We start from the raw sequence: 3,052 nt of genomic DNA on the forward strand, positions 1-3,052 counted from the left end.
TGCTCCCAAAAAGTCCCCTGGCCTCACAACAATCCCTGTGGGAGCGGGCGTGCCCGCGAACACCGGCGCAGCCGCTGCCATTATCGTGAGGCTGAGCGTTTCAGCCCGAGGCATTCCGCCCTTTTCCTATGCAATCCCCCAGCCCATAGCTATCATGCCTGCCTTATTCCAAGTCGAGACTGGCATGCTGAAGTTGTTGAATCTCCTCAAGGATGGCCGGTTCCATTCCGGAGAAGCTCTGGGGGCGGCCCTCGGGGTGAGTCGTAGCGCCGTTTGGAAGCAGCTGCAGCACCTGGAGAGTGAACTGAACCTCACCATTCACAAAGTTCGTGGGCGTGGTTACCAATTGGCTGCCCCGCTGGTGTTGCTTGAGGCACAAGCAATCGCCGGTTTCGCCGAAGGCGAACAGTGGCCAGTATTCATCCACGACACGATCGACTCGACCAACGCCGAAGGCCTGCGCATGGCGGGTGAGGGCCAGGCAGCACCCTTTTTGGTTTTGGCCGAGCGCCAGAGCGCTGGCCGTGGGCGACGGGGTCGGCAATGGGTCAGCCCGTTTGCCGAAAACCTGTACTACAGCCTGGTGCTGCGGGTTGACGGCGGCATGCGCCAGCTTGAAGGCTTGAGCCTGGTGGTAGGGTTGGCAGTAATGCGCACCTTGCAGGGCTTTGGTGTAAAAGATGTGGGGCTGAAGTGGCCTAACGATGTCCTGGTTCGCGGGATGAAGATCACCGGTATTCTGCTGGAGCTGGTGGGTGATCCAGCCGATGTCTGCCATGTTGTGCTGGGTGTCGGCATCAATGTGAACATGCAGGCGAACGAGCAGGTCGACCAGCAGTGGACGTCGATGCGACGCGAGCTGGGTGGGGCAATAGACCGGAATCACCTGGTGGCGTCGCTAACCCAGCATTTGCAGCATGAACTGGCACGTCATCGGCGCTATGGTTTCGCTGCATTCCAGGAAGAATGGGAGCAGGCGCACCTTTGGCAAGGCCGGAGTGTATCGCTGATTGCCGGTAACACACGTATTGATGGTGTTGTTCTTGGCGTCGACGGGCAAGGCGGCTTGCGCCTTGAGGTGGATGGAGTGGAGAAGAGCTTCAGCGGTGGTGAGCTCAGTTTGAGGTTGCGTGATGATTCTTGAGCTCGATTGCGGAAACAGCTTCATCAAATGGCGGGTCATCCATGTCGCCGACGCAGTGATCGAGGGCGGCGGGATTGTCGACTCCGATCAGGCATTGGTGGCCGAAGTGGCTGCACTCGCCTCGGTGCGTCTTACGGGCTGTCGCATTGTAAGTGTGCGTAGCGAAGAAGAGACCGATGCGCTTTGCGCGGTTATCGGCCACGCCTTTGCCGTTCAGGCTCAAGTGGCGCACCCGGCCCGCGAAATGGCAGGGGTGCGCAACGGCTATGAAGATTATCAGCGTCTGGGGATGGATCGCTGGCTGGCCGCGTTAGGTGCATTTCATGTTGCCAAAGGGGCTTGCCTGGTCATCGACTTGGGGACTGCTGCAAAAGCCGATTTCGTGGCTGCGGACGGCGAGCACCTAGGCGGTTATATCTGCCCAGGCATGCCGTTGATGCGTAGTCAGTTGCGCACCCACACCCGGCGTATTCGTTATGACGATGCCTCCGCCGAGCGCGCGTTGACCAGCCTGCTGCCAGGGCGCTCAACCGTCGAGGCAGTAGAGCGCGGTTGTGTTCTGATGCTGCAGGGTTTTGCCCGCACGCAGCTCGAGCAGGCTCGAGCCCTGTGGGGTGACGATTTCACCGTATTCCTCACTGGTGGCGATGCACCGCTGGTGAGGGAGGCCGTGCCCCAGGCGCGTGTCGTGCCGGACCTAGTGTTCGTGGGGCTGGCCATGGCTTGTCCATTGGATTGAGGTGCCTATGCGTTGGTTGTTTCTGCTGTTACTGGTGCTCAACGTTTTCTACTACGTGTGGCATCAGCAGGAAGCCCCGCTGAAGGTCAAGGAAGTCGCCCCTTTGTCTCTGTACAAAGGGAGTCAGCAAGAAATCCGACTTTTGCGTGAAACGGGTGTGTCAACACCGCCAAAGCGCCGAGATGAATGCCTGGTAATCGGTGGGGTAATGGTGCAGGCGCAGCTCGAAGCCCTGCGTCAGCGCCTGCTTAGCCTCGATATTGCGACGTTGCCGGTGGTAGGGCAGTTGCCAGGTGCCGATGGCCGTTGGCTCAAGGTGGCCCCGGAAAGCGAGCGATTGCTGGATGAAACGGTACTCTCATCTCTTTCCAATGATTTCAAAGACTTAAAACATAAAATTATTTTCTGCCAGGGTATTGCAACTGACGAATAGCTTGATAGAATGGCGCCCGCTTCACAGGGAACACCACTTAGGTGGTAGACCTGGAAGCGGTGTCAAAGCAGCTAAGTTTCAGATTTGATTGAAAAAATTTGAAAAAACGCTTGACACTAGGACGGCAGACAAATAGAATGCCGGCCACATCTGGAGGGATTCCCGAGCGGTCAAAGGGGACGGACTGTAAATCCGTTGCGAGAGCTTCGAAGGTTCGAATCCTTCTCCCTCCACCAGTTTTAGCGAGAGCCGCAAGCTCCGCGGGTATAGTTTAGTGGTAGAACCTCAGCCTTCCAAGCTGATGATGCGGGTTCGATTCCCGCTACCCGCTCCAAGTTTGCTGGATTTTGCACAAAGTGTTTCGCTCTTGTAGCTCAGTTGGTAGAGCACACCCTTGGTAAGGGTGAGGTCAGCGGTTCAAGTCCGCTCAAGAGCTCCATACAAACAAGGCAGATATGAAAATATCTGCCTTTGTTTTATCAGCGCAAGACTATTCTTCTGCGAGGGTTGTATCGATGGCTAAGGAAAAGTTTGATCGTTCCCTTCCCCACGTTAACGTCGGCACCATCGGCCACGTTGACCACGGTAAGACCACTCTGACCGCAGCTCTGACTCGCGTCTGCTCCGAGGTTTTCGGTTCGGCAGTCGTTGAGTTCGACAAGATCGACTCGGCTCCGGAAGAAAAAGCGCGCGGTATCACCATCAACACCGCTCACGTCGAGTACAACTCGAACAT

4 protein-coding genes and 3 tRNA genes are annotated in these 3,052 nt (G+C 57.0%); all 7 read left to right on the forward strand.

Annotated elements, in window-relative coordinates; translation table 11 throughout:
* The first annotated feature begins 184 nt into the window (after window positions 1-184).
* Window positions 185-1,144 carry a bifunctional biotin--[acetyl-CoA-carboxylase] ligase/biotin operon repressor BirA gene (birA, locus tag ACF8SD_RS23880; protein WP_054906288.1) on the forward strand — a complete coding sequence of 320 codons (960 nt, stop codon included), beginning with the start codon at window positions 185-187 and terminating at the stop codon, window positions 1,142-1,144.
* Entirely contained in the window at window positions 1,134-1,883 is a 750-nt protein-coding gene (locus ACF8SD_RS23885; protein ID WP_173887436.1) for a pantothenate kinase, read from the forward strand. Before birA ends, ACF8SD_RS23885 begins: the two co-directional genes overlap by 11 nt.
* A 7-nt stretch (window positions 1,884-1,890) precedes the next feature.
* Complete coding sequence (locus tag ACF8SD_RS23890; protein ID WP_054914204.1) at window positions 1,891-2,316, forward strand: hypothetical protein; 426 nt, start codon at window positions 1,891-1,893, stop codon at window positions 2,314-2,316.
* 152 nt (window positions 2,317-2,468) lie between these two features.
* Window positions 2,469-2,552 (forward strand) — tRNA-Tyr (locus tag ACF8SD_RS23895).
* Between the two features lie 24 nt (window positions 2,553-2,576).
* Window positions 2,577-2,650 (forward strand) — tRNA-Gly (locus ACF8SD_RS23900).
* Window positions 2,651-2,679: 29 nt separating this feature from the next.
* Window positions 2,680-2,755, forward strand: a tRNA-Thr gene (locus tag ACF8SD_RS23905).
* Window positions 2,756-2,831: 76 nt separating this feature from the next.
* The coding region (locus ACF8SD_RS23910; RefSeq protein ID WP_392483785.1) for a GTP-binding protein at window positions 2,832-3,052 on the forward strand (221 nt) is incomplete at its 3' end.

The sequence above is a fragment of the Pseudomonas sp. CJQ_9 genome, assembly GCF_043106615.1.
Taxonomy (GTDB): domain Bacteria; phylum Pseudomonadota; class Gammaproteobacteria; order Pseudomonadales; family Pseudomonadaceae; genus Aquipseudomonas; species Aquipseudomonas juntendi.